The organism is Acidovorax sp. DMC1 (genome assembly GCF_056314325.1).
Map to the genome: position 1 here is coordinate 463,262 of NZ_JBQUYO010000002.1, position 21,319 is coordinate 484,580.

The following is a 21,319-nucleotide window of genomic DNA, read 5'->3' on the forward strand; positions in this document are numbered from 1 at the left end:
GTGGTCAAAACAGCAGGCACTGGAACCGGCCCGCGTGGAGAACCCATCACCTGGAGGCGACCCAGTTCTCAACGCATTGGGCTCTTGCGCCACCTCAAACCCGGACGCTAAATCCGGCCTTTGCTCTGGACATTGATCAAGAATAATTCGCGTTTGCTTTATCATTGCCGCAGTTTCAACCCCGAAAGATGCAACCCATGTCGAAGACTGTGAAAGCCTTGTTGGGCGCTTGTGCGCTGGCCGCCGCTGCAGGTGCCGTGCGCGCCCAGGAACAAGTGGTCAACCTCTACTCGGCCCGCCACTACTCCACCGACGAGGCCCTGTACACCGGCTTTACCAAGGCCACGGGCATCAAGATCAACCGCGTGGATGCCGACGACGCCGGCATCCTGGCCCGACTGAAGGCCGAGGGCGCCGCCTCCCCCGCCGACGTGATCCTGCTGGTGGACGCCGCCCGCCTGTACAAGGGCGAGGTCGACGGCCTCTTCCAGCCCATCCAGTCCAAGGTGCTGAACGACGCCATCCCCGCCAACCTGCGCAGTCAGCCGGCAGCGGACGGCGGCATCTCGTGGTTTGGCCTGTCCACCCGTGCGCGCGTGATCGTCTACAACAAGGTCAAGATGCAAAAGGCCGATGTGGACACCTACGAAGAACTGGGTGACCCCAAGAACAAGGGCAAGCTGTGCATCCGCTCCGGCTCGCACCCCTACAACCTGAGCCTGTTCGGCGCGGTTACGGAACACATGGGCGAACAAAAGGCCGAAGCCTGGCTCAAGGGCATGGTGGCCAACCTGGCCCGCCCGCCCAAGGGCGGCGACACCGACCAGATCAAGGCCGTGGCCGCCGGCGAGTGTGATATCGCCGTGACCAACACCTACTACCTGGCGCGCATGATGCGGTCCAACAAGCCCGAAGACGTAGCCGTGGTCAACAAGGTGGGCGTGGTGTTCCCCAACCAGGAATCCTGGGGCACGCACCTGAACATCGCTGGCGGCGCAGTGGCCAAGCACTCCAAGAACCAGGCCAACGCCATCAAGTTCCTCGAATACCTGGCCAGCCCCGAGGCACAGAACTACTTTGCGAATGGCAACAACGAGTGGCCTGCAGCCAAGGGCGTGGCGCTGGACAACCCGGCACTCAAGGCCATGACCGGCGGCAAGCCTTTCAAGAGCGAGACCATCCCGATCAGCGCGGTGGGTGCAAACACCACCAAGGTGCAGCAGATGCTGGACCGCGTGGGCTTCCAGTAATCTGCCCTGCCCTCACCCACCACAAGCCCGGCCTGGTCCGGGCTTTTTTTCGCGCTCAGCACGGTGGGGAGATGCGCCATAATTGACGTTTACGTTAACGTCACTTACTGGAGACAACCATGGACATCCAAGGCAAGGTATTCATCGTCACCGGCGGCGCATCGGGCCTGGGCGAAGGCACGGCACGCATGCTGGCCGCCCAGGGCGGCACCGTGGTCATTGCCGACATGCAGGCCGAAAAAGGCGAGGCTGTGGCCAAGGAAATCGGCGGCGCGTTCGTGAAGTGCGATGTGAGCAACGAGGCCGATGGCCAGGCCGTGGTGGCCAAGGCCGTGTCGCTGGGCAAGCTGGTGGGCCTGGTGAACTGCGCCGGCATCGCCCCCGCCGAGAAGACCGTGGGCAAGAACGGCGCGCATGCGCTGGCCCTGTTCAGTAAGACCATCACGGTCAACCTGATCGGCAGCTTCAACATGATCCGCTTGGCCGCCGAGGCCATGAGCAAGAACGAGCCCGAATCCACCGGCGAGCGTGGCGTGCTGATCTCCACGGCCAGCGTGGCTGCCTATGACGGGCAGATCGGCCAGGCCGCCTATGCAGCCTCCAAGGGCGGCGTGGTGGGCATGACCCTGCCGATTGCCCGTGACCTCGCCCGCAACGGCATCCGCAACATGACCATTGCGCCCGGCATCTTCGGCACCCCCATGCTGTTTGGCATGCCGCAAGAAGTGCAGGACGCGCTGGCCGCTGGCGTGCCCTTCCCCAGCCGGCTGGGCACCCCGCAGGACTACGCCAAGCTGGTGCGCCACATCCTCGAGAACGACATGCTCAATGGCGAGGTGATCCGTCTGGACGGTGCCATTCGCCTGGCTCCACGGTAAGCCGGCGCTGGGGTCATTGTGGCATGCCTGATCGCTATTCTTTTGATAGCATTTCAGGCATATTCCTCTAGCGCATGGCGCCTGTTTGGCACTAAAAAGGTCCCCCAAGAGCCTGCACAGGCCTCGGGACTGCTGCGAGCCCAACTCTTTGCTATTGATCCGGCACGAATCTACTTGAACCGTTCACGCTGAGCCTGTCGAAGCGCTGCGCAAGGTTTCGACAAGCTCAACCCGAACGGACATTTCAAGTTCAGAGAGGCCGACTCAATAATGCCCACCCAACCGCCGCGCTCACAACGCGGCGATTTTGTTGGGGCGGCGGCTTGCCTCTGCCTCCCGCCCTCTCAACCCAATACCGCGTGGCCCTCGGTGAGAAGCCCCTGCAAGTCGGCGGCGGGCGCGGGGCGGCTGAAGTGGTAGCCCTGGCCTGTATCGCAGCCCAATCCCAAAAGCACGTCACTCTGCACGGCCGTTTCCACGCCCTCGGCAATGGTCTCCAGACCCAGGCTTTGCGCCAGACCAATGATGGCGCGCACGATGTGGGGCGCGCTGGGGTCATCGCCCAGATGCCGCACAAACGACTGGTCGATCTTGAGCTTGTGCACCTTCAGGCGCTGGATATAGCTGAACGACGAATACCCGGTCCCAAAGTCGTCAATGGACAGCTGCACCCCCAGGTCGTACAGCTGCCGCACGATGGCAATCACCTGCTCCGGTGCATCCATGGCGATGCTTTCGGTCAGCTCCAGCTCCAGCATCTGCGGGGGCACGTTGCTGTCGGCCAGCGCCCGTCCCACCATGTCCACCAGACCCGGGTGGCGGAACTGCACCATCGACAGGTTCACCGCCACCACCAGCTCGGTATGGCCTGCATCACGCCACTGCCGGGCCTGGGCCAGCGCAGTGCGCAGCACCCATTCGCCGATGCCCAAAATCTGGCCGCTGCTCTCTGCCACCGGGATGAATTCCGCCGGACTGACAGCACCCAGCTCGGGGTGCGTCCAGCGCAGCAAGGCCTCCACGCCCACCAGTCGCCGATCCTTCAGCCGGATTTGTGGCTGGTAGTGCAGTGTCAACTGGCCCAGCACCAAAGCACTGCGCAGGGCGTTCTCGATTTGCAGCACCCTGAGCGACCGGGCCTGCATGTCCGCCGAGAAGAACCGGTAGGTGTCACGCCCGGACTCCTTGGCACGGAACATGGCCGCGTCGGCGCGCTGCGCCAGGGTCTCGAAGTCCCCCCCATCCTCGGGGTACATCGCAATACCGATGGAAGAAGTCACCACCAACTCATGGTGCTCCAGCTTGCAGATCCGGCGCACCTGCGCCTGCAGCTCATCGGCCACATGGGCTGCCTGTTGCGCATCGGTGAGCGGTAGCACGATCACGAACTCATCCCCGCCTTGCCGCGACACCGTGTCTTCATCGCGCACCACCGACTGCAACCGGTGCGCGATCTCGATCAGCAAGCCGTCCCCTACCTGGTGACCGAGCGAGTCGTTCACATTCTTGAAGTGATCCAGGTCCAGGTACAGCAGCGCGAGTTGATGGCCGCTGCGTTGCGTCAGTGCAAGGGCCTGGCTGAACCGGGAGGCGAACATCGTGCGGTTGGGCAGGCCCGTCAGCGCATCGAAGTTGATCAGCTTGCGGATGCGTTCCTCATCACGACGGCGCTCCGTCACGTCTTCCTGCACGGCCAGATAGTGGGTGATGCGGCCCTGCTCGTCGTGCAGTGGCGAGATGATGGCGGACTCGTTGTACTCGCCGCCGCCCTTGCGGCGGTTAACAAACTCGCCGCGCCACGGACGGCCGGATGTCAGATGCGCCCACAGGTCGGCATACACGCTGGCAGGCGTGGCCCCGGCGCTCAGCAGACGCGGGTTACGGCCAATCACCTCCTCGGGGCTGTAGCCTGTCGTGGCGGTGAACGCGGGGTTCACATATTCGATGTTGCCGTCAGCGCCCGCAATGAAGATGGAGTTGGGCGCCTGCTCCACGGCATGCCGCAGCTTGCGCAGGGTGTCCAGCATCTGAACCCGCTGCGTGATGTCGCGGGACAGCACCACAAAGTGATCATCCGTTTCATCGTCCATCCCCTTGCGCGCCACGGACAGCTCAAACCAGTGCTGCCCGTCGGGCAGGTCCAGTGCATACTGGAAGTCGCGGGCCAGACCTTGCTCTGCTGCGGCATTGATCGCAGCCTGCGCCACAGCTGCCGCCGCAGGAGGCAGGATGTTGTGGATCGAACGCCCCACGACCTCGTTGGCAGGCATCAGCAGCAATTCAGGCTGGCGCGTATGGATCTGCACATAGCGACCGTCGCGGGTCACCTCGAACATCAGGTCGGGCACGGCGTCCAGCACGGCCCGCATGGCCTTGTCGGACTGCTTGAGCACCCGGTACGGCGCCTCAATGGTGCCCACAAAAATGGCGCGGTACAGGTAGTAGTACCCCACCACCTTGTACACATGGCCCAGCAGATTGAAGGGATCGGTCGCGACGACGTAGAACGTGAAAAAAAACTCGCTCAGGGCCATCACCCATACGGCGGCGAACAACCTGGCCACGTCAAAGGCGGCACGCTCACGCGCCCAGTGCAGCAGCACGCCCAGCGACGCTGCATACAAGGCCACCACGCCGTACTCGGAAGCAATCTTGAACCGTGTGAGCCCCTGGTCGTCGTAGGTCTGCGGGTACCACTGTGGAAACAAGAACACAACGGCGTGGATGACTGCAACAACGGCCAGTACCAGCGCCAGCACCAAAAATCTGCCAGGGCCAGGTGCTGCTGCATCGCCGGGCACGCGCCAATGCAGCGCCACCGCACCCAGAAGCGTCAGAGCCCCCAGGTATCGCGCGGGCAACCAGAAATTGATGCCCTTGGCCACCGAGTTGGGCGTGATGTAGTCGGGCATGCCGGCGAATGACAGCATGTGCGAAAAATCGAGGATCGCCACGCCCAGAAAGCCACAGGCCAGGATGAGCACATTGCGTTGCGGATTGAGGCTGTGCGCCTTCCAACCCACCGCAAACACCAGGGCAGACACAGCAATGGACAGCGTCTCCAGCACTTGGTGCAGCGTGAGGTAGTGCCCCACCCGCTGCGGACTGGCCACCGAAAAATAGGCCCAGGCTGCAATCACCCCACCGGTCAACAAGTAAAGCACCGGCGCCACGGCTTTGAAGCTGGCCAAGTGCTGTGGGTGAATCTGCAGCCGAAAAAGGTTCATAGGCGCGGGATGGGTCTGTGAGAGCCGCCTGGGCGGTATGGCTGTGCAGCCGACTATCGCTGATTCTTGCACAGGCCCTACCACTTGTAACAGGTTGAACCCCAGCAGCGGCCTGTCTCAAGATGCTTGTACAGCCATGCGAGCGCATGACGTACCAACAGAGGCATAAAAAAACCGCTGCAGCCTTGCGACTGCAGCGGTTGATATCTGGCGGAGTGGACGGGACTCGAACCCGCGACCCCCGGCGTGACAGGCCGGTATTCTAACCAACTGAACTACCACTCCTGGCAGGCAGCTTTTCGCTCGCATTTCTCAACACAAGCCAAGCGCTACAAACTTGGCGACCCCACGGGGATTCGAACCCCGGTACTCACCGTGAAAGGGTGATGTCCTAGGCCTCTAGACGATGGGGTCAAAACCTTGGAACTAACCGAACTACTGACAAATTTGGTGGAGGTAAACGGGATCGAACCGATGACCTCTTGCATGCCATGCAAGCGCTCTCCCAGCTGAGCTATACCCCCAAACTTCTTCGGCTTGTACCGAAGAAAAGTTTTTGCACTCAAAAGGACTGCAAAAACTGTTGACTGGCGGAGTGGACGGGACTCGAACCCGCGACCCCCGGCGTGACAGGCCGGTATTCTAACCAACTGAACTACCACTCCTGGCAGGCAGCTTTTCGCTTGTATTTCTCAACACAAGCCAAGTGCTACAAACTTGGCGACCCTACGGGGATTCGAACCCCGGTACTCACCGTGAAAGGGTGATGTCCTAGGCCTCTAGACGATAGGGTCAAAACCTTGGAACTAACCGTTATCAAGCGATATGGTGGAGGTAAACGGGATCGAACCGATGACCTCTTGCATGCCATGCAAGCGCTCTCCCAGCTGAGCTATACCCCCACTAAATGACTTCAAACACTTAGTATTTGTTGTCATCACCTGAGCCTTGAATTATAGACAGATTTTTAGCGGTTTCGCAAACGCGCTACAACTTTTTCACGTCCAACCAATTCCAGCACGGCATCGACCGATGGCGTGTGGGCGGTACCCACCGTCAACACGCGCGCAGGCATGGCCAGTTGAGGCATCTTCAGACCTTGGGCAGCCAGCACCTGCTTGAACGCCGCACTGATGGAAGCCTTGTCCCATTCACACGCAGACAGCGCATCGGCCAGTGCGTCCAGAGCAGGCGCAATGGCGTCGATGACATGCTGCGCGCGCTCTGCATCCACGGGCGACACATCGCCATAAAAAACCTGCGCCCAGTTGGCGAGCGCAACGGTGGTATCGCACCGGTCTTTGAACAGCGCGCAGATACGGGGCAGACGCCCATCGGCCAGCGCCTCAGCCGAAACACCACGCGCCTGCAATTGCGGAGCCACAAGCGCCGCCAAAGCATCGTCTGCCATGGCTTTCAGGTGCTGGGCATTCACCCAGCGCAGCTTGGCTTCATCGAACTGCGCCGCGCTGCGGCCCAGATGGTCGAGGTTGAACCACTGCAGGAACTGCTCACGGCTGAAGATTTCATCGTCGCCGTGACTCCAGCCCAGGCGCGCCAAGTAGTTCACCATGGCGTCGGGCAGATAACCTTCATCGCGGTACTGCGTGACAGGCTTGGCACCATTGCGCTTGCTCATCTTCTCGCCCTGCTCGTTCAGCACGGTAGGCAGGTGGGCATAGACCGGGGGTTCCTTGCCCAGGGCGCGGAAGATGTTGATCTGGCGTGGAGTGTTGTTCACGTGGTCGTCGCCACGGATCACGTGCGTGATCGCCATGTCGATATCGTCCACCACCACGCAGAAGTTGTAGGTGGGCGTGCCATCGGGCCGCGCGATGACCAGGTCATCCAGCTCATCGTTGCTGATCTCGATGCGGCCCTTGACCTTGTCGTCCCAGGCCACGACGCCACCCTGTGGGTTCTTGAAGCGCAGCACGGGCTGCACGCCTTCTGGAATGGCGGGCAGAGTTTTGCCAGCCTCGGGGCGCCATGTGCCGTCGTAGCGTGGCTTCTCCTTGGCAGCCATCTGCCGCTCGCGCAGCGCATCCAGCTCGGCCACGCTCATGTAGCAGGGATACACATGACCGGCAGCCTGCAACTCTGCCAGGACCGCCTTGTAACGATCCATCCGCTGCATCTGATAGAAAGGGCCTTCGTCGTGGTTCAGGCCCAACCAAGCCATGCCCTCGATGATGACGTCCACCGCCGCCTGGCTGGAGCGCTCCAGGTCGGTATCTTCAATGCGCAGAATGAAGTCCCCGCCCGTGGCGCGGGCAAACGCCCAGGGGTACAAGGCCGAGCGGATGTTGCCCAGGTGGATGAACCCTGTGGGTGAAGGAGCAAAGCGGGTGCGTACGCGGCCCGTGCTGGAAGCAGTGGTTTCAGTCATAAAAATCAATGCTGGCCCTCAACGGGGCCAGTTCTCAAGTGGGGTCAATCCATCGGGCGCAGTCAGTACTGAAACAGCATCGCCCGCTGTGCCAAAAGTCCAGCATCGCTTGCGATGGCCCTGAGGGCTGCGCAAGCCCTTGGCTACGCTTCTTGCGCGTTGGGCAAAGCAAGGCGCGAGGTGTCTTCCTCGCCTTCTTCCGCACCCACGCGCCCTTCATTCAGGCTGGCGATCCCTTCCGCCGTGATGTCGCCAGTCACATACACACCGTCAAAGCACGAGGCATCGAAGCCGACGATAGCGCTGTTGAGCGCACCCACGGCCTTCTTCATGCCATCCACATCCTGGTAGATGAGAGCGTCGCAGCCGATGGCCTGGCGAATCTCTTCCACCGTACGGCCATGGGCCACCAGTTCGCTGCTGGTGGGCATGTCGATGCCATAGACGTTGGGGTAGCGAACCGGAGGCGCCGCGCTGGCCAGGTACACCTTGCGGGCACCTGCGTCGCGGGCCATCTGCACGATCTCGCGGCTGGTCGTGCCACGCACGATGGAGTCATCCACCAGCAACACGTTGCGGCCTTTGAACTCGCTGCCAATCACATTGAGCTTCTGGCGCACCGACTTCTTGCGCACGCCCTGCCCCGGCATGATGAAGGTACGACCCACGTAACGGTTCTTGACGAAGCCTTCGCGGTACGGGACGCCGAGCAGATGCGCCAGTTGCGTAGCGCTGGGGCGGCTCGACTCGGGGATGGGAATGATCACATCGATCTCGTTGGGCGGCACCGTGGACACCACGCGCTTGGCCAAGGCTTCCCCCAGATTCAGACGCGCCTGATAGACCGAGATGCCGTCCAGCACAGAATCAGGCCGCGCGAGGTACACAAACTCAAAAATGCACGGATTGAGCTGCGGGTTCTCAGCGCACTGGCTGGCGTGAACCTGGCCATCGAGCGTGATGAAAATCGCTTCGCCCGGGTTGATATTGCGCTCGAACACGTGGGAGGTGCCTTCCAGCGCCACCGACTCGCTGCCCACCATCACGGTGCCGTCCTGGCTGCGGCCCATGGCCAGCGGGCGAATGCCGTGCGGGTCGCGGAAGGCCAACAGGCCGTGGCCTGCGATCAGCGCGATGACGGCATAGGAACCCTTGATGCGCTTGTGCACCGCACGCACGGCCGTGAAAACATCCTCGGGCTGCAGAGGCACGCCGCGCGTGGCCCGCTCGAGTTCGTGCGCAAACACGTTCAGCAGGACTTCCGAGTCACTTTCCGTATTCGTGTGGCGGTGGTCTGTCTGGAACAGCTCGGTGCGGAGTTCGCGGGCGTTCGTCAGATTACCGTTGTGCACCAGCACGATACCGAACGGAGCATTGACGTAGAAAGGCTGGGCCTCTTCTTCGCTGTAGGCGTTGCCGGCCGTGGGATAGCGCACCTGGCCCAAGCCCACATTGCCCGGCAGAGCACGCATGTTGCGCGTGCGAAAGACGTCGCGCACCATGCCCTTGGCCTTGTGCATGAAGAATTTGCGGCCCTGCTGGGTCACGATGCCAGCAGCATCTTGTCCGCGATGCTGCAGGAGCAGCAAAGCGTCATAGATCAGCTGATTGACGGGCGCAGGACTGACGACGCCGACGATTCCACACATAGTTGTATTCCATCCGTTTGCGGGAACAGCCCCGCGGTCATCCAACGGCAGCAGCTTCTGACCGCTGCCGCTTCGATCTCACGAAGGCAGATGCCTTCCAAATTCGTCCGGCAGCGCCGGCTTCAACCCCTTGAGCACCTCGGTCAAGACCGGTGCACCCTGCGACTCCTGCCACCACTGTGCTTCGTGCACGGGGGTGATACCCGCCACCACAGCCACCGCAAGCAACAAAACGAGGCCGCGCAACACACCAAAAACGGCGCCCAAGGTGCGGTCTGCCGGGCGCAGCCCCACAGCCTCCACCAGCTTCTTGGCCACCCAGGCCAGAAAACCACAGGCAAAAACCGAAGCCACAAACACCACCACGAAGCCAGCGGCGTATCGCAACGACTCACCCGACCCACCCATGGGCAACAAGGCCGCCGCATCAGCCGCAAACCACTGCGCCACAAAAAACGAGACCACCCAACCCAGTACCGACAACACTTCAAACACCAGACCGCGCCACGCACCAATCAGCATGGAGGCCAGCAACACGGCCATAAACACCCAATCCAGCGCGGCCATGGACAAATGGCAGTCCGATCGACGTTTACAGGGTGAGCACCGAAGCCGACAAGTCCAGCGCCTTGATGCGCGCCGCCGCCTTGTCTGCCTCTGCTCGATTGGTGAACGGGCCCACGCGCACACGGGTGCGCTTTCCGTCCTTCGTGTCCACCACCTGCGTGTAGGTCTTGAGACCCGCACGCTCCACCTTGGTACGCGCCTCGCGGGCCTTTTCGGCATCGGCGAAGGCCCCTACCTGAACAATGAAGCGCGCCTCCTCGGCACCGGCAGCGGCGGGCGACTCGGTGCTGCGGCCTTCCAGCAAGGCTCGGGCACGTGCCGAATCATCAGCCCGTGCAGGCTTGGGCTCTGGGGCGGGAGACGGCGCGGGAGCTGAGGGCGGCTTGGCTTCGTGTTTCACCTCAGGCTTGGCGGCTGCAGGTGCAGCTGCCGGAGGAGGAGTGGGTTTGGCGGGAGCCGGGCGAGCACTCGGCACCAGTTCTTCACCGTCCGCCAGACCATTGGCAGCGGCAGTGCGCGAAGGCGCAGGCCGCTGCGCCGCAGCCGTAGGAGCAGGCTCCTGTGTGGCGGGGGCAGCGGGCTTTACGGCGGGTGCATCAGCCACCGGCGCGGGCACCACCAGGGGCGCTACCTTGTTGCGATCCGGAATCTCGATGGGAATGTCCACGGGGATGGGCCGTGGCTGGGTATCAAACAGCAGAGGAAACCCAATGACCCCCACCAGCACCAGCACTGCGGCGCCAATCAAACGGTGCCGGGCGCGGCGGCGCATCACTTCGATGCTCTCAGCCTGGGGTGTGCGCGAGCGCTTGGACGGCTTTTCAGCCTGTTGCTGCTCACCCTGACCGGGCCACCGGAACTTGAAAAATGCCATGGACTAAGGACTCGTGAGGCGCTCAGGCGCCCAGATGTTTGGCGCGCAAGCGGGGTGTTCCGTTGATCAACACTCCACCCACCGTATAGAACGAGCCAAAGACCACGATTCTATCAGCGGGGTCTGCGGCGGCCACCGCCGCCTGCAGGGCCTGCAGCGGGTCGGCATGCAAGCTGGAGGTGACGTCTCGGCGACCGCCCGCCACCATGTGCACAGCATTCCACTTCTGCTGCAACACGGCAGCCGACTCTGCGCGCGGCGTGGGCAGGTCGGTGAAATACCAGCGGTCCACCAAAGGCCCTACCTTGGCCAGCATCGGCGCCAGGTCCTTGTCCGCCATCGCGCCAAACACCGCGTGGGTGGTAGGAAAAAACCCCATCGCATCCAGATTGGCCGTGAGCGCGGCCACGGAGTGCGGGTTGTGGGCCACGTCCAGCACCAGGGTCGGTTGCCCCGGCACGATCTGGAAGCGCCCCGGCAACTCCACCATGGCCATGCCGTTGCGCACAGCCTGGGCAGTCACAGGCAGCCGCTCACGCAATGCCTCAAAAGCCGCCAGCACGCCCGAGGCATTCACCAGCTGATTGGCCCCACGCAGAGACGGATAAGCCAGCCCGCCGTAACGCCGCCCCCGGCCAGCCCAGCTCCACTGCTGCTTGTCGCCCGAGAAATTGAAATCGCGCCCGAAACTCCACAAATCGGCGCCGATCTCCCGCGCGTGATCCACCACGCTCTGCGGGGCCATGGGGTCGCTCACGATGGCTGGGCGCCCCGTACGCATGATGCCCGCCTTCTCGCGGCCAATGCTCTCGCGGTCCGGGCCCAGAAACTCTGTGTGGTCGATGTCGATGCTGGTAATGATGGCGCAGTCGGTGTCGATCACGTTCGTGGCATCCAGGCGTCCTCCGAGGCCGACTTCGAGAATCGCCACATCCAGCAAGGCATGGCTCATCAAGCGCAAGATGGCCAGGGTGGTGAACTCAAAATACGTGAGCGAGACCTCATTGCCGTTCTGAATTCTGGCGGCCTCCACCGCCTCAAAATGCGGCGCCAAATCGGCCGCCGAGACGATTTCTCCATGCACCCGGCAGCGCTCTTCAAAGTGCACCAGATGCGGCGAGGTGTACACGCCGGTGCGATAACCTGCCTGCAGCGCCACTGCTTCCAGCATGGCGCAGGTCGATCCTTTGCCGTTGGTGCCCGCCACCGTGATCACCGGGCACTCGAACCGCAGTGCCATGCGGCGGGCGACTTCCGCGACCCGGTCCAGGCCCATATCGATATTGCGGGGGTGCAGCTGCTCGCAGTGGCGCAGCCAGCCTTCCAGTGTGTGGGGTTTGGTTTGCATACAGCCCGGGATTGTCGCCGAGCCCACATTCACCCCGGCAATTTCGAGGATGATGCGCGGCATGAACACCGTCATCACCGTCTACGGCATCCCCAACTGCGATACCGTCAAAAAATCCCGCGCCTGGTTTGCCGAACAAGGGCTGGATATCCAGTTTCATGATTTCAAGAAGCAGGGTGTTCCTGCCGACCTGCTCCCTGGCTGGCTGAAAGCGGTCGGCTGGCAAAAGCTCGTCAACCGCCAGGGGACTACCTGGCGCAAGCTGGACGCAGCCACCCAGGCATCGGTGCAGGACGACGCGAGCGCCTGCGCATTGGTGCAGCAACAACCCAGCGTGATCAAGCGCCCCGTGGTGCAGTGGCAGGACGCCCAAGGCCTGCATGTCACGGTCGGATTTGTGCCGGACCAGTGGCCCGTCGGGCCCAATCGCGCATCCAAAGGCTGACTTCGGACGAGGAACGCGGGAAAATCGCACAAATCTTTACGCAGATTTACGGCGTCCGGGCCCCGAATTGACCTTGCGGGCCTAAACTTTTCTTCAGTCTGGTGCGTTATGTACCGACCCGAAAGGAGTTTCTCCATGAAAAAGATCGTGATTTTTTCTGCCCTGGCAGCTGTCGCTGTCGTGGCCAGCGCACAGGAACAAGGCCGTGTGCTGTCTGCCACGCCCATCATTCAGCAGGTCGGCGTTCCGCAGCAGGTGTGTGGCAATGAGACCGTGTACAGCGGCAACCGCACGACGGGCGCTGGCGCAGTGATCGGCGCCATTGCCGGTGGCGCAGTGGGCAACACCATCGGCAAGGGCAGCGGCCGCGCCGCAGCCACCGCCATCGGGGTTCTAGGGGGCGCCGTGGTGGGTAACCAGATCGAGGGCAACGGCCAGCCGCAGTACCAAAATGTGCAGCGCTGCACCACCGAGACCTACTACGAAAACCGCACCGTGGGCTACAACGTGGTGTATGAATACGCTGGCCGCCAGTACACCACGCGCACCCAGAACGATCCAGGCCGCTGGATCCCCGTGAACGTGCAGCCCACTGGCCAGACCTATTCCACACAGCCCGACCCGTATGCCGCCCAGGGCGTGTACAGCCAGCCGGGGGTGGTGACCTCCACCTACCCTGTGCAGCCGGTGTACCAGGCGCCCCCCACCTATGTGACGCCTCCGGTGACGGTGATTGAGTATGGCTACGACAGCGGTCGCCCCTACTACCCGCACCACCGCAACCCCTACTGGCGTTGAGCGCAGGCAGCCAAGCTGCGCAGCCCAGTGAACAAAGAGCCCTCCGGGGCTCTTTTTCTTGGTGCGTGCGATCAAGTGCGCGGATTTCGTGGCAGCGCTCCGTCCGGGGCGTCAGCACCCTGCCCTAAAATCGCGGGTTTCCTCCATTCCTACCCGCGCATCCATGACCACCGAAAAAATCGACGGCGTGTCCGTCACCACCCAGGCCAATGTGTACTTTGACGGCAAGTGCGTGAGCCACGGCATCACCTTCCCGGACGGCACGAAGAAATCGGTGGGCGTGGTGCTGCCCGCAACGCTTACGTTCAACACCGGCGCGCCTGAAATCATGGAATGCGTGGCAGGCTCGTGCGAATACAAGCTGGCAGGCGCCGATGCATGGGTGAAATCGTCCGCAGGCGAGAAGTTCAGCGTGCCCGGCAACTCCAAGTTCGACATCCGCGTGACCGAGGCCTATCACTACATCTGCCATTTCGGCTGAGATGTTCGAGCTGAAATTTGATTGATTTTGGCCTCTGGCGCTAGTCCACAATGCGCTGGCAGCTATCATTTTTGAAGAAAACTCCATGGCAACCATCCTCCAGAACCTCCCCCTCGGCCAGAAGGTCGGCATCGCGTTTTCCGGCGGCCTGGACACCAGCGCCGCGCTGCGCTGGATGAAGAACAAGGGCGCCCTGCCCTACGCCTACACGGCCAACCTGGGCCAGCCCGACGAGCCCGACTACGACGCGATTCCGCGCAAGGCCATGGAATACGGCGCCGAGAAGGCCCGCCTGATCGACTGCCGCACGCAGCTCGCCCACGAAGGCATCGCCGCGCTGCAGGCCGGCGCTTTCCACGTGCGCACCGCTGGTGCCACCTACTTCAACACCACGCCCCTGGGCCGCGCCGTGACCGGCACCATGCTGGTGGCCGCGATGAAGGAAGACGACGTCAACATCTGGGGCGACGGCTCGACCTTCAAGGGCAACGACATCGAGCGCTTCTACCGCTACGGCCTGCTGACCAACCCGTCCCTCAAGATCTATAAGCCCTGGCTCGACCAGCTGTTCATCGACGAACTGGGCGGCCGCGCCGAAATGTCGGCCTTCATGACGAAGGAAGGCTTCGGCTACAAGATGAGCGCCGAAAAGGCCTACAGCACCGACAGCAACATGCTGGGCGCCACGCACGAGGCGAAAGACCTGGAGTTCCTCAACAGCGGCATCCGCATCGTGAACCCCATCATGGGCGTCGCCTTCTGGAAGGATGACGTGGTCGTCAAGGCCGAGGAAGTCTCGGTGCGCTTCGAAGAAGGCCAGCCCGTGGCCCTGAATGGCGTCGAGTTCAACGACCCGGTGGAGCTGTTCCTGGAGGCTAACCGCATCGGCGGCCGCCATGGTCTGGGCATGTGCGACCAGATCGAGAACCGCATCATCGAAGCCAAGAGCCGCGGCATCTACGAGGCCCCCGGCCTGGCGCTGCTGCACATTGCCTACGAGCGCCTGGTGAGTGGTATCCACAACGAAGACACCATCGAGCAGTACCGTGTGAACGGCCTCAAGCTCGGCCGCCTGCTGTACCAGGGCCGCTGGTTCGACCCCCAGGCGATCATGCTGCGCGAAACCGCACAGCGCTGGGTGGCGCGCGCCGTGACCGGCACCGTGACGCTGGAGCTGCGCCGCGGCAACGACTATTCCATCCTCAACACCGAGTCGCCCAACCTGACCTACGCGCCCGAACGCCTGTCGATGGAAAAGGTGGAGGACGCGCCGTTCAGCCCGTTGGACCGCATCGGCCAGCTGACCATGCGCAACCTGGACATCGTGGACACGCGCGACAAGCTGGGCGTGTACTCGCGCGCTGGCCTGCTGTCGCTGGGAGGCAATGCCGCCCTGGCCCAGCTGGAAAACGACCGCAAGTAAACCCTGAAGAAGCCCTCAGCTGCCAGAAGTCTCCTGGGTGCCGCCGGGAGCACCTTGGCAGTTCTTTCGGGATGAAAATGGCTGGTAGCGCTAGTGCAATATGCCTCAGCAGCTATCAATCAATGAGTAAAGCCACCCCATGGGATGGTTTTTTTCATTGCCGCATCAGAGCAGGCGCTACCCATGCACGCCCGAGGCACAAGGGCCGCAAAACATTTCGCGCGCTACACCACCACCGGCTCGGGCTCCAGCCGGATGCCAAAGCGCTCGTACACGCTGGTCTGGATGGCCTTGGCCAGGGTCATCACCTCGCCCCCCGTCACACTCTCGGCCCCCCGCCCCCGGTTGACCAGAACCAGGGCCTGCTTTTCGTACACCCCAGCCTTGCCGATGGATTTGCCCTTCCACCCGCAGGCATCAATCAGCCAGCCCGCCGCCAGCTTGATGCTGCCGTCCGGCATGGGGTAGTGCACGATCTTGGGCTCGCGGGCGATGATGTCGGCGCACTGGTCGGGCGATACAGTAGGGTTCTTGAAGAAGCTACCTGCATTACCCACCACGGCAGGGTCGGGCAGCTTGGCGCGGCGAATGTCGCAGATCCAGTCAAAAATCTGCTGGGCACTGGGGTGCTCCACCCCCGCCTCGGCGCGGCGGCGCTCCAGGTCCAGGTAGCCCAGCACCGGCTTCCAGGGTTTAGGCAGACGAAAGCGCACGTGGGTGATCACCGCCCGGCCGGCCAGCCCCATGCCGCGCGGCAGCCCGCTGCCGTCCTGCGCCTCAGAAGGGGCGTGCTTGAAGACCGAATCGCGATAGCCGAAGCCGCATTGCGCGGCATCCAGGCTGAACGACTGGCCCGAGGCCAGATCGATGGCGTCGAGCGACTCGAAGCGGTCCTGCAGCTCGACGCCATAGGCGCCAATGTTCTGGACGGGCGATGCCCCGACGGTGCCCGGGATCAGGGCCAGGTTCTCCAGACCGGGATAGCCATGCGCCAACGTCCAGGCCACGGCGTCGTGCCAGACCTCGCCAGCACCCGCCTCCACGATCCAGGCCTTGGGCGTTTCCTCAACCAGGCGCAGGCCCTTGATTTCCATCTTGAGCACGACGGGCTTCACATCGCCCGTCAGGATGATGTTGCTGCCCCCGCCCAGCACAAACTTGGGTGCGGGTGCCAGTTCCGGGTCGGCCAGCACAGCCAGCAGGTCATCCACTGAACGCACACGCACCAGGGTCTGGGCGCGTGCAGCAATGCCGAAGGTGTTGCAGGGCTGTAAAGGGGCGTTTTTCTCGACTACCATTGGCCCGATTGTCGCACCGGCCCCTGCTGGCGGCCTGCGAGCCACCTTTGTTTCCCGAGATTGATTGAGACCCACCATGCCATCTTTTGACACCGTCTGCGAAGCCAACCTGGTTGAAGTGAAGAACGCCGTCGAGAACACCGCGAAAGAGATCGCCACCCGCTTCGACTTCAAGGGCACCGCCGCCAGCATCGAGATCAAGGACAAGGACATCACGCTGATCGGCGACGCCGATTTCCAGCTCACGCAGATCGAAGACGTGCTGCGCAATAAGCTCACCAAACGCAATGTGGACGTGCGTTTTCTGGACATGGGCGACGTGCAGAAAATGGGCGGTGACAAGGTCAAGCAGGTCATCAAGGTGCGCAACGGCATCGAGAGCGAGTTGGCCAAGAAGATCCAGAAGCTGCTCAAGGAAAGCAAGCTCAAGGTGCAAGGCGCCATCCAGGAAGACAAAGTGCGCGTGACCGGCGCCAAGCGCGACGACCTGCAGGCCGCCATGGCCCTGATCCGCAAGGACGTGACGGACGTACCGCTGTCATTCGACAACTTCCGCGACTGATATGAAGCAACACCCCCCTGAGGCCTTGCGGGCCTTCCCCCCGCTCTCGCAGGGGCTGCGCCGTTATCAGCGCCCCGTCGCCCTGTGCATCGGGTTGCTGCTGGCCCCCGCATGGGCGCAGGCGCAGGCCGTGGCGCTGGCGGGCGTGCTGGGCAGCAAGGCACTGCTGGTGGTGAACGCCAGCCCGCCCAAGGCGGTGGGCGCGGGGGACGAATTCCAGGGGGTGAAAGTCATCGCTGTCGCCAAGGACGAGGCCACTGTCGAGATCCAGGGCGTGCGGCGCACGCTGCGGCTGGGCGAGGCGCCCGTGAGCGTGGGCGGACGCAGTGGCAGCGGCAAGCGCATTCAGCTGGTGGCTGACGGCCGCGGGCATTTTGTGAACAGCGGCACCATCAACGGTCAGGTCATGCAGTACATGGTGGACACCGGGGCGTCCACCGTCGCCATCGGGCGGCCCGATGCAGAGCGCATGGGCCTCAACTACCAAACCGGCCAGCCGGTGCGCGTGAACACCGCCAATGGTGTCGCCCAGGGCTGGCGCATGAAGCTCGACTCCATCCGCATTGGCGACGTCGAAGTCTTTGGGGTGGAGGCCATCATCACCTCGCAGCCCATGCCTTACGTGCTGCTGGGCAACAGCTTCCTGAACGAGTTCCAGATGACCCGCACCAACGACCAGATGGTCCTGGAAAAGCGCCACTGAGGCCTGTACACCCGCATGTCTGCACACCCATCCTCCACCCACGCGCACTCCGAAGGGGAGTACGAGGACCTGCTCAGCCTCTGGTCCGACCTGGAGTCAGCCCTGTCGGTGCTGCTGAGCCGGCCGCTGCAGGTGCAGGACTTTCCGGGCAAGGTGCGGCAGTTCGATGCCTGGCTGCAGGACCTGGTGGCGCACGACATCGACGCGGCGCTGTACCTGATGTTCCAGCACGCGTCCACATCGACCGTGGGTTACAGCGCATCGCACGCACTGGTGTGTGGCACGCTGTGCCACATCATGGCGCTGGAGCTCAAGCTGCCGCAGCGCGAGCGGGACAGCCTGGTGCGGGCTGCGCTCACCATGAACATCGGCATGACGGCGCTGCAGGACGAACTGGCCGTGCAGCGCGAACGCCCCACGGCCGAGCAGCAGGAGGCCATCAAGAGCCACCCCGAAGACAGCATGCTGCTGCTGGAGCGCCTGTTCATCAACGATCAACTCTGGCTGGATGTGGTGGGGCAACACCATGCCAGCATTGCAGAGCGCGTCCCCCTGGCACACCAGGAGCCGATCGACCGGCTCACCCGCGTCCTCGGCACCATTGACCGCTATGCCGCCATGATCAGCCCGCGCAAATCCCGCGCCGGGCGCAGCGCCACCGACTCGGTGCGCGCCATCGTGGGACAAGAGGTGGACCAGCGCGACGAGGTCAGCTACACGCTGGTGCGCTCCATCGGCCTGTGCCCCCCGGGCACCTTCGTCAAGCTGGACAACGGCGAAACCGCCATCGTGCTGCGCCGTAGCGACAAGGCCAACCACCCGCTGGTGGCCAGTCTGCTGGACAACACCGGCAACCACCGCAGCCAGCCCAGCCTGTACCAGACCGCCAGCGGCAAGCCACGCATCCAGTCGGCCCTGGCGCGGTCGGCCGTGAGCCTGGAGCTGAACCACCGCACCATGGTGCGGCTGGGGCTGTATGCCGCACAGCACAGCGCGGGGCTGCGCGGGCTGGTGACAGCGCCCGGCGCGCTCTGACGCAGGGCACGCGCCCAAACCGGGCGCGTGGCTACATCAGTGTTTCGCCTTGGCCTTTGCTTTCGGCTTTGCTTTGGCGCTCTCTTCACCCTCGACAGGTTTCGCCTTTTTGCTGCCCAGGCGCGATTCCGTACCCGCAATCAGGCGCTGGATATTTTCGCGGTGGCGCCAAGCCAGCAACAGCGCCATGACCACGATCGAGGCTGCAATCGTGCCCTCGGCATACCAGACCACGCCATCCACCATCAGGTAGTACACCGGGGCAAACGCAGCGGCCACCAGCGAGGCCAGCGACGAGTAGCGGAAGAAGAACGCAATGATGAGCCAGGTGGCCGCCGTGGCCAGACCCAGCCAACCGCTGATGCCCACCAGCACGCCCAGTGCCGTCGCCACGCCCTTGCCGCCCTGAAACCGGAAGAACACCGGCCACAGGTGCCCCAAGAAAGCAGCCAGTCCCACCAGCGCCACAGTGCCGTCCTCCAGCCCATAGGGGTGGCCAAACCACATCACCAACGCCACCGGCAGCCAGCCCTTCATTGCGTCCAGCAGCAGGGTCACGATGGCCGCTGCCTTGCTGCCCGAGCGCAGCACATTGGTGGCGCCGGGATTCTTGCTGCCATAGGTGCGCGGATCGCTCAGGCCCATGACGCGCGTCACGATGACGGCAAACGACAGCGAGCCCAACAGGTAGGCGGCCACAGTGGCAAGAACGGGATAGACGGCGGTCAAAGCAACTCCTTGGAAATCTAATGGTCAGCCTTCTGAGGGGCTGAATCGCGCGGCGACCTATTCTGCCAGCGCGCACTGCACCGGCTTGGCGCCCAGCAGTTGCACGCACACCTGCGGGTCCAGCTGCACCAGAAAGCCCCGGCGCCCGCCATTGATGGCAATGCGGGGCAGCGCGAGGATGGTTTCTTCGATATAGACCGGCATGGTGCGCCGCGTGCCAAACGGGGACGTGCCGCCCACCAGGTAGCCGCTGTGCCGGTTGGCCACCTCGGGCGCGCACGGCTCGACCGACTTGGCGCCGATCTGGCGCGCGAGGTTCTTGGTGGAGACCTTGCGGTTGCCATGCATCAGCACCAGCAGTGGCTTGGCGTCCTGGTCTTGCATGACAAGGGTCTTGACCACGGTGTAGGGGTCCAGACCCAGCACCTCGGCGCTGTGCATGGCGCCGCCGTGCTCCAGGTACTCATACGGATGTTCGGTGAAAGCCACCTTGTTCGCCTTGAGCAGCTGGGTGGCTTGGGTCTCGGAAACGTGTTCTTTCTTGGCCATGGTCTGGTGCGGATAGGGCACCGATGGTATCCGTATCCAAATGTGAGCATTCTGGAGTCTGCGGCAATTTGTCAGAACACCGTGGCAGGCGCTGCAGCGGCCTTGCGGCGTCGCCCCACCTTGCGCTTGCCGTATTCCTCGATGGCGAGCACCAGCGCCTGCGTGAACTGCTGCACCAGCGTGGACTGAATGCGCCCCTCGGCTGCCAGCACCTGCAGGCGGCGCTGCTGCAGCTGCGCTTCGTCAAACGGGCGGGCAGCCAGCAGGCCCGCCTCCACCCAGCGCGCCGCCGTGAGGTAGCTGGCCAGCACCACGTCCTGCCCGCTCAGCAGCGGCAGCAGGGCCGACGAGAAATTGCTCTCCACGGCGGGCATGTAGCGCAGCCCCTGCACCGCACAGCTCAGGTCAAACAGCTGCCGCCCGGTGGTGTTGGCGGCGCCCAGCAGCAGCGGGTAGCGCACCACATCGGCCACGCGCACGCTGCGCTGACGCGCCAGCGGGTGCTGCGCGGGCATGACGGCATAGATGGGTGCGATGGCCGAGTGCAGCACCTGCAGGCCTTTCTCTGGCGCCGTGCTGTACTTCAGCGCCAGATCCGCCTCGCCGCGCAGCACCAGGGCCGACACCTCTTGCGGCACGGCCACCTGCAACTGCAGCTGCACCTGCGGGTGCGCCTGCCGAAACCCCGCCATGACCAGCGGCATGAACGCTGCCGCAAACCCTTCGGTACACGCCAGCCGCACCCGCAGGGCACCTTGGGCGGACAGATCCTGCAATTGCTCGACCAGCTCCAACGCCTGCGCGTCGTGCGCGCTGGCGTGGGCCAGCAGCCGGGTGCCAGCCTCGGTCAGCGTCATGCCCCGGGCCTGGCGCTCGAACAGCACCACGCCCAGGCTGTCTTCCAGCTTGCCCAGCTGGCGGCTCACCGCCGAAGCGGCCACATGCAGGCGCTGCGCCGCCTGGTTGACGGAGCCGGTGCGCGCCACCTCCAGAAAGTAGCGCAAGGGCAGGCTGAGCAGTGAAATGGCCATGGTTGTTGAAATCACAAAAAGGCAAAGGTCAGTTGCCAAATCTCTATTCCAAGCAATGGTAAACCAGCATCCATCTTGCATGG

19 protein-coding genes and 6 tRNA genes are annotated in these 21,319 nt (G+C 63.3%); 9 read left to right on the plus strand and 16 right to left on the minus strand.

What is annotated here, in order from left to right; translation table 11 throughout:
• The first annotated feature begins 197 nt into the window (after nt 1-197).
• Together ACT531_RS06545 and ACT531_RS06550 are read left to right on the plus strand one after the other, a co-directional pair.
• Nucleotides 198-1,250, plus strand: a complete 1,053-nt coding sequence (locus ACT531_RS06545) for an extracellular solute-binding protein (protein ID WP_476016885.1) — start codon at nt 198-200, stop codon at nt 1,248-1,250.
• A gap of 119 nt (nt 1,251-1,369) precedes the next feature.
• Complete coding sequence (locus ACT531_RS06550) at nt 1,370-2,128, plus strand: 3-hydroxyacyl-CoA dehydrogenase (RefSeq protein ID WP_015014461.1); 759 nt, start codon at nt 1,370-1,372, stop codon at nt 2,126-2,128.
• A 344-nt stretch (nt 2,129-2,472) separates the two neighbouring features.
• Here the strand turns inward: ACT531_RS06550 and ACT531_RS06555 are convergent, their stop codons facing one another.
• From ACT531_RS06555 to folC, 12 genes are all read right to left on the minus strand, one after another.
• Complete coding sequence (locus ACT531_RS06555) at nt 2,473-5,355, minus strand: bifunctional diguanylate cyclase/phosphodiesterase (RefSeq protein ID WP_476016886.1); 2,883 nt, start codon at nt 5,353-5,355, stop codon at nt 2,473-2,475.
• Nucleotides 5,356-5,563: 208 nt separating this feature from the next.
• Nucleotides 5,564-5,640 (minus strand) — tRNA-Asp (locus ACT531_RS06560).
• A 53-nt stretch (nt 5,641-5,693) separates the two neighbouring features.
• Nucleotides 5,694-5,769 (minus strand) — tRNA-Glu (locus ACT531_RS06565).
• A gap of 34 nt (nt 5,770-5,803) precedes the next feature.
• A tRNA-Ala gene (locus tag ACT531_RS06570) sits at nt 5,804-5,879 on the minus strand.
• A gap of 64 nt (nt 5,880-5,943) precedes the next feature.
• Nucleotides 5,944-6,020, minus strand: a tRNA-Asp gene (locus tag ACT531_RS06575).
• A gap of 53 nt (nt 6,021-6,073) precedes the next feature.
• Nucleotides 6,074-6,149: transfer RNA gene (locus tag ACT531_RS06580), tRNA-Glu, on the minus strand.
• A 32-nt stretch (nt 6,150-6,181) separates the two neighbouring features.
• Nucleotides 6,182-6,257: transfer RNA gene (locus tag ACT531_RS06585), tRNA-Ala, on the minus strand.
• A 65-nt stretch (nt 6,258-6,322) separates the two neighbouring features.
• A complete protein-coding gene (gene gltX / locus ACT531_RS06590) occupies nt 6,323-7,744 on the minus strand; it encodes a glutamate--tRNA ligase (RefSeq protein ID WP_476016887.1) in 1,422 nt (473 codons plus the stop codon).
• A 143-nt stretch (nt 7,745-7,887) separates the two neighbouring features.
• Complete coding sequence (gene purF / locus ACT531_RS06595) at nt 7,888-9,393, minus strand: amidophosphoribosyltransferase (protein WP_060986307.1); 1,506 nt, start codon at nt 9,391-9,393, stop codon at nt 7,888-7,890.
• Between the two features lie 78 nt (nt 9,394-9,471).
• Entirely contained in the window at nt 9,472-9,960 is a 489-nt protein-coding gene (locus tag ACT531_RS06600) for a CvpA family protein (protein ID WP_476016888.1), read from the minus strand.
• 25 nt (nt 9,961-9,985) lie between these two features.
• Entirely contained in the window at nt 9,986-10,834 is an 849-nt protein-coding gene (locus ACT531_RS06605) for an SPOR domain-containing protein (protein ID WP_476016889.1), read from the minus strand.
• A 22-nt stretch (nt 10,835-10,856) separates the two neighbouring features.
• Entirely contained in the window at nt 10,857-12,182 is a 1,326-nt protein-coding gene (folC, locus tag ACT531_RS06610) for a bifunctional tetrahydrofolate synthase/dihydrofolate synthase (RefSeq protein ID WP_476016890.1), read from the minus strand.
• A gap of 52 nt (nt 12,183-12,234) precedes the next feature.
• Here folC and ACT531_RS06615 point away from each other — a divergent pair, with 52 nt between their 5' ends.
• The 4 genes from ACT531_RS06615 to argG all read left to right on the plus strand — a co-directional run bounded on the left by ACT531_RS06615 (nt 12,235) and on the right by argG (nt 15,329).
• Complete coding sequence (locus ACT531_RS06615; protein WP_476016998.1) at nt 12,235-12,627, plus strand: arsenate reductase; 393 nt, start codon at nt 12,235-12,237, stop codon at nt 12,625-12,627.
• Between the two features lie 135 nt (nt 12,628-12,762).
• Nucleotides 12,763-13,425 carry a glycine zipper 2TM domain-containing protein gene (locus ACT531_RS06620; RefSeq protein WP_476016891.1) on the plus strand — a complete coding sequence of 221 codons (663 nt, stop codon included), beginning with the start codon at nt 12,763-12,765 and terminating at the stop codon, nt 13,423-13,425.
• 163 nt (nt 13,426-13,588) lie between these two features.
• The gene (ppnP, locus tag ACT531_RS06625; protein WP_476016892.1) at nt 13,589-13,906 is read left to right on the plus strand and encodes a pyrimidine/purine nucleoside phosphorylase; all 318 of its coding nucleotides are present in this window, start codon (nt 13,589-13,591) and stop codon (nt 13,904-13,906) included.
• Nucleotides 13,907-13,991: 85 nt separating this feature from the next.
• Nucleotides 13,992-15,329 carry an argininosuccinate synthase gene (argG, locus tag ACT531_RS06630; protein WP_015014471.1) on the plus strand — a complete coding sequence of 446 codons (1,338 nt, stop codon included), beginning with the start codon at nt 13,992-13,994 and terminating at the stop codon, nt 15,327-15,329.
• A 224-nt stretch (nt 15,330-15,553) separates the two neighbouring features.
• On the opposite strand, the gene murB is transcribed toward argG, so the two are convergent.
• The gene (gene murB / locus ACT531_RS06635; protein WP_422846952.1) at nt 15,554-16,627 is read right to left on the minus strand and encodes a UDP-N-acetylmuramate dehydrogenase; all 1,074 of its coding nucleotides are present in this window, start codon (nt 16,625-16,627) and stop codon (nt 15,554-15,556) included.
• Nucleotides 16,628-16,703: 76 nt separating this feature from the next.
• On the opposite strand from murB, the gene ACT531_RS06640 reads away from it, so the two are divergent.
• Genes ACT531_RS06640 through ACT531_RS06650 form a run of 3 tightly spaced genes read left to right on the plus strand, consistent with a single transcriptional unit; the run spans nt 16,704 to nt 18,927 of the window.
• Complete coding sequence (locus ACT531_RS06640; protein ID WP_015014473.1) at nt 16,704-17,189, plus strand: YajQ family cyclic di-GMP-binding protein; 486 nt, start codon at nt 16,704-16,706, stop codon at nt 17,187-17,189.
• 1 nt (nt 17,190) lies between these two features.
• Nucleotides 17,191-17,892 (plus strand): retropepsin-like aspartic protease family protein, encoded by a 702-nt coding sequence (locus ACT531_RS06645; protein WP_476016893.1) that lies wholly within the window; start codon nt 17,191-17,193, stop codon nt 17,890-17,892.
• A gap of 15 nt (nt 17,893-17,907) precedes the next feature.
• Nucleotides 17,908-18,927, plus strand: a complete 1,020-nt coding sequence (locus ACT531_RS06650) for an HD-GYP domain-containing protein (protein WP_476016894.1) — start codon at nt 17,908-17,910, stop codon at nt 18,925-18,927.
• A 36-nt stretch (nt 18,928-18,963) separates the two neighbouring features.
• Here the strand turns inward: ACT531_RS06650 and plsY are convergent, their stop codons facing one another.
• The 3 genes from plsY to ACT531_RS06665 all read right to left on the minus strand — a co-directional run bounded on the left by plsY (nt 18,964) and on the right by ACT531_RS06665 (nt 21,236).
• On the minus strand, nt 18,964-19,656 hold the full coding sequence (gene plsY / locus ACT531_RS06655) for a glycerol-3-phosphate 1-O-acyltransferase PlsY (protein ID WP_476016895.1): 693 nt from the start codon (nt 19,654-19,656) through the stop codon (nt 18,964-18,966).
• A 57-nt stretch (nt 19,657-19,713) separates the two neighbouring features.
• Entirely contained in the window at nt 19,714-20,205 is a 492-nt protein-coding gene (locus ACT531_RS06660) for an aminoacyl-tRNA deacylase (protein WP_015014477.1), read from the minus strand.
• A 71-nt stretch (nt 20,206-20,276) separates the two neighbouring features.
• On the minus strand, nt 20,277-21,236 hold the full coding sequence (locus ACT531_RS06665) for a LysR family transcriptional regulator (RefSeq protein ID WP_476016896.1): 960 nt from the start codon (nt 21,234-21,236) through the stop codon (nt 20,277-20,279).
• Nucleotides 21,237-21,319 lie beyond the last annotated feature (83 nt).